The 4,955-nt window shown below is 49.7% G+C and carries 2 protein-coding genes; both read right to left on the bottom strand.

Features of this window, described 5'->3' with window-relative positions:
* Positions 1 to 3,263: choice-of-anchor Y domain-containing protein (locus QUA90_RS22055; RefSeq protein WP_333447729.1), on the bottom strand; the 3,263-nt coding region annotated here is incomplete at its 3' end.
* Positions 3,264 to 3,576: 313 nt separating this feature from the next.
* Positions 3,577 to 4,955 (bottom strand): calcium-binding protein (locus QUA90_RS22050; RefSeq protein ID WP_333447727.1); only part of this gene is annotated, 1,379 nt, incomplete at its 5' end.

The raw sequence follows: 4,955 nt of genomic DNA, 5'->3' as shown, positions 1-4,955 counted from the left end.
GTCGGAATTGGTGTCGGAATTGGAGTTTCCGCAGGTGTCGGAATTGGTGTCGGAATTGGTGTCGCAGTCGGAATTGGCGTCGGAATTGGTGTCGGAATTGGTGTCGGAGTTTCCGCAGGAATTGGCGTCGGAATTGGTGTCGGAATTGGTGTCGGAGTTGGAGTTTCCGCAGGTGTCGGAATTGGTGTCGGAGTTGGAGTTTCCGCAGGTGTCGGAATTGGTGTCGGAATTGGCGTCGGAATTGGTGTCGGAGTTTCCGCAGGAATTGGCGTCGGAAGTGGAGTTTCCGCAGGCGTCGGCGTCGGTGTCGGAATTGGCGTCGGAGTTGGAGTTGGCGTCGGAGTTTCCGCAGGTGTCGCTGTCGGAATTGGAGTTTCCGCAGTCGTCGGAGTTGGAGTTGGCGTCGGAGTTTCCGCAGGTGTCGGCGTCGGAGTCGGAATTGGCGTCGCTGTCGGAATTAGAGTTTCCGCAGGCGTCGGAGTCGCTGTCGGAATTGGAGTTTCCGCAAGCGTCGGCGTCGGTGTGGGAATTGGCGTCGGAGTTGGAATTTCCGCAGGAATTGGCGTCGGAGTTGGAGTTGGCGTCGGAGTTTCCGCAGGTGTCGCTGTCGGAATTGGAGTTTCCGCAGGTGTCGGAGTTGGAGTTGGCGTCGGAGTTTCCGCAGGTGTCGCTGTCGGAATTGGAGTTTCCGCAGGCGTCGGAGTCGGGATTGGCGTCGGAGTTTCAGCAGGTATCGGAGTTTCAGCAGGCGTCGGAGTCGGAGTTGGCGTCGGAGTTTCAGCAGGCGTCGGAGTCGGAGTTGGCGTCGGAGTTTCAGCAGGTATCGGAGTCGGAGTTGGAGTTGTATCTACAATAGTCAAAACAGCACTATAAATCCCTCCTAAATCAGCTCCGTTAGTGGGATTGTTCAGAGTTAAATTAACAGTTTCATCCTCTTCTATTGCCGCATCATCAACAATTGGAATCGTGAAAGTTTGAGTAGTTTCGCCAATGCCAAAATTTAATGTTCCCGATGTCTGGTTATAGTCGCTGCCAGCATTAGCAGTGCCATTACTTGTACTGTAACTGACAGCAGCCACATTAGTAGCATCAGTGCGAGTAACAGTAATTGTGGCAAATTGACCGTTTTCATTAACGCTGTAATTTGCGGCACTAAAGTTAAATGTGCCTGGATTGGTGAGATTGATAATGAACGCTTGGGTGTCAGAAGTATCGAGCCCTTCGTTCTCTATACCGCCATTATCTCTCAGGTTTAGAGTGATATTAGCACTGCCGATCGCCCCCGGCACCGGTGTAAAGGTTAGCGTCCCCACCGAGTCGATCGCAGGTTGTACACTAAACAAAGCAGCATTATCATTCCCTACGACTTGAAAAGCCACAGTTTGTCCCGATTCGTTGGCAGGGCCTGGAGAAATCGCAGTCGCCCATCCGGGGATGGTTTGTGGCCCCGAATTGCTGCTGAGAGTGCGATCGCCTCCTTTGACAAACGAAGGTGCATCGTTGACGGGATTAACTGCGATCGAACTTGTTAAACTATTAGTGCTAAACGGCGTTGTTCCCCCGGTAACAGAAGCATTGACGCCCGCAGTACCGTTACCCACTCCGTTACTTCCATCCCACGCCCGAAAACTAATTTTTGGTTCGCTTCCTGGGGTACTGTAATAGTCTTGGTTGGGTACAAACCGAACTTTCGCAGGCGTTTGCAGGGATACCCGCGTCAGGTTGATGTTAGCTTGCGCCGAGGTTGTGTCGTCACCGAGGAATAGAAAATTAGGATTTTCGTAAGGATCTATCAAGCCGCTAAATCCTGAATAATCGCGCAGCGGGCCGGCTAGTATGATAGCGCTGCCATTGGAAAGAAAGTAATTGTCACCTTGAACTCTGAGAGTGTAGTTAGTAGCAATATTGGTGTTATAAGCAACATTCTCTGCTGCAACAAATAAGCCGTTGGTTTGTCCGCCTGGGTTGGGAGTAATGCCGTCGCCTTGTGCAAAGATATTGCCAGAAGTTGCAGATAGCTGCTGAAAACCGATTTCAATGGCTTTGCGATCGCTAGTAACGGCAACAATGCTAAAACCCGCCCGATTTTGATTAGTGCGGGATTCCGAGATAATTTGGAGATTAAAAGACAAGCTAAAGCCTGTAGTGCGATCGAGCGGTGGAAATGACGAATTTAAAAGATTCTTTGTATAGCCAGCATAGATGCTATTGGCAGCAGTGCTGTTTAAATTAACTCCATTACCGCTAAATATTTCTGAAGCTTTAGTGGCAGGAGAAAGAAGATTTAAGTTAGTCAAAGACAGCCAATTTTGAGCACTGGGAGTGTTACCAAGTAAGCCATTATAAAGACGAGTCGGGCCGAGCACGGTGGCTGAACTTTCCGACACTGGGCCGAAATTTGTCCAAGTATTGCCATCTGTTGAAAATTGCCAATTTCCGTTAGTATTGTCTGCAGCGGTGACTGCAACACCCAAAGGATCGCCATTAGCGTCACTTCCTAACTCGCTAGTGAGGTTAAAAATACTAAAGCCTGTGTTAGCTGCGCTGGGTATATCTTCATTAATTGCGATCGGCGGATTAACATTAGGATCTGCCCAAGTCGGAGCAATGTTAACCTCCCGGTTGCGGAGAGTGTTAATATAAATAGTGTTAATTCCGCCGTTGGGCAAACCCAAGGAGCCGGGACTATTTATAGCATAACTAGCAGTTCTGTTGATGCCGCCAATATCGCTCAAAAACTCGACATTAGCCCCGTTGATTGGTGCTGAAATTTGCACCTTAGCTGCGCTGCCAAATACCCCTAATCCAGTCGTCGGCCACGCGAGGGAATCAACAGAAGTAATTCCCGTACTGCTAGTATCTACCCAAACAATATCTGAGGCTGCCAAATCCCCACCAAAAGCGTTAGTTCCGACTAAGACATTATTGAGATAAGTACCGCCCGCACCGTTATTTATCAGCAATTGAATGTTCCAATCAGCATCATTTCCGCCGGCTACCGGGTTGTAGGTAATATCATTAGTAGGAATGACATCTGAACCGCCGATCGCAATTATTGTTCCAGCCTTGAAAACAGGAGCAATACTCGCCATGTTCCTGAACTGATAAGCAGAAAATTTCTGTGCTGTTGCACTGCTTGAATCGCCTACAAAAAAACTTTGAATTTGAGCTGTTGTTAGATCTTCGGTCAACAGCAGTTCCACATACTCATTCCCCTGGAATTGCCCGTTCCGCCGGAATTCGTTAATAATTATCTGTCCCATATAGATGCACCTAAATTTGAGATGATTATCTATTAGCTATCAACTAATGTCGTTTTTTTTACATTAAATTTTTTACTTACGTAAATACACTGTCAGTATTTTTTCGGTATAGTAGCTCGTTTAAGTCATTTTTATTACTAAAATAATATCTGGAGTGCTGAGCAGTGTCAAGCAAAAGCTTGGATTATTGTCGATCGCACTCCCGGACGCAAAAAGTGATTTGATACACTACTCATAGCGGTAAGCAGCGCGTTGCACACTCTACATAATTAACTAAGATGCGGAGTACGCACCTTAGTTAATTAATTTGTGCTTACCCGAAGATGGTAAAATCATTCACACCGATCGCACTAGCTTGCACTCCATTCAAAGCAGCCAAAAGTAGACCGTTCTCACCAATCCTGATGAAAGCTGCATTAGCGTTTTGGGTAATACTAAGTTGACCAAAAGTTAGACCGCCCGCTAACACCAGCAAATCTTCACCTTTTGTGAAATCAGTAATTATATCGCTGCCTTCACCTGCTGTTAAAACAAAGCGATCGCGCCCAATGTCGCCGCTGAGAATATCATTGCCCAAACCCCCAATCAGACAATCGTCGCCTTGACCGCCGTAGAGAGTATCGTTGCCAGCACCGCCCCATAGTTTGTCACTACCGCCGTTGCCAAACATCAGATCGTTGCCAGCACCGCCGCACAAGGAATCTGGATCGGCGTTAAAGTCGATCGCACTGTCTCCTAAAATAGTATCTTCCCCATCGCCGCCACAAATGCTATCACTGCCGCGATCGCCCAACAGCCGATCGTTGCCAGTACCCCCCACCACAACGTCATTGCCCTTGCCGCCGTAAACCGTATCATTGCCCTCGCCGCCGCTTAGAGTATCGGCAGCATCTCCCCCGTTCAAGAAGTCGTTGCCAGCACCGCCAAACAGCAAATCGCGTCCAGTCGAGTCAGGGCTAGACGGGTCAAAACTGCCTCCAAACAAGCAGTCATTACCCTCAGCCCCAACCAGAGTGTCATTGCCTTTGTCGCCCCAAATCAAGTCATCGTCTTTGCCGCCGATCGCCACATCATTGCCCTTACCCCCGAAAATGCGATCGTCGCCGCCGGCGCCGTTGAGGTAATCATTGCCATTGCCGCCAAACAGCAAGTCTTTGTCTGCATTCGGGCCAAGGGGGATATTGCTGGGCAGTCCCCCGTAAATATTGTCGTTGCCCCTTTCGCCCAGCAGAACGTCGTCGCCGTTGAAACCGCTGATAACGTCGTTGAGATTGCTGCCGATGAGGAAGTCGTCGCCGTCAGTGCCATTGAAAGTGCGATCGACAGAATTCGGGCCGGGAATCGAACTGATCGCGGGTAGGGTAATTTGTTCGCAAATGCAATCGTCTGGAGTTGGAGTCGGAGTTCCCGTGGGAGTTGGAGTCGGAATTTCCGTTGGCGTTGGAGTTCCCGTGGGAGTCGGAGTCGGAATTTCCGTTGGCGTTGGAGTTCCCGTTGGCGTTGGAGTTCCCGTCGGAGTCGGAGTTCCCGTCGGAGTCGGAGTTTCCGTTGGCGTTGGAGTTTCCGTTGGCGTTGGAGTTCCCGTCGGAGTCGGAGTCGGAGTCGGAGTTCCCGTCGGAGTTTCCGTCGGAGTTTCCGTCGGAGTCGGAGTTTCCGTCGGAGTTTCCGTCGGAGTCGGAGTCGGAGTTCCCG

Source organism: Microcoleus sp. D3_18_C4 (assembly GCF_036702355.1).
Taxonomy (GTDB): domain Bacteria; phylum Cyanobacteriota; class Cyanobacteriia; order Cyanobacteriales; family Microcoleaceae; genus Microcoleus.
This window is presented reverse-complemented; position numbering and strand designations above follow the sequence as displayed.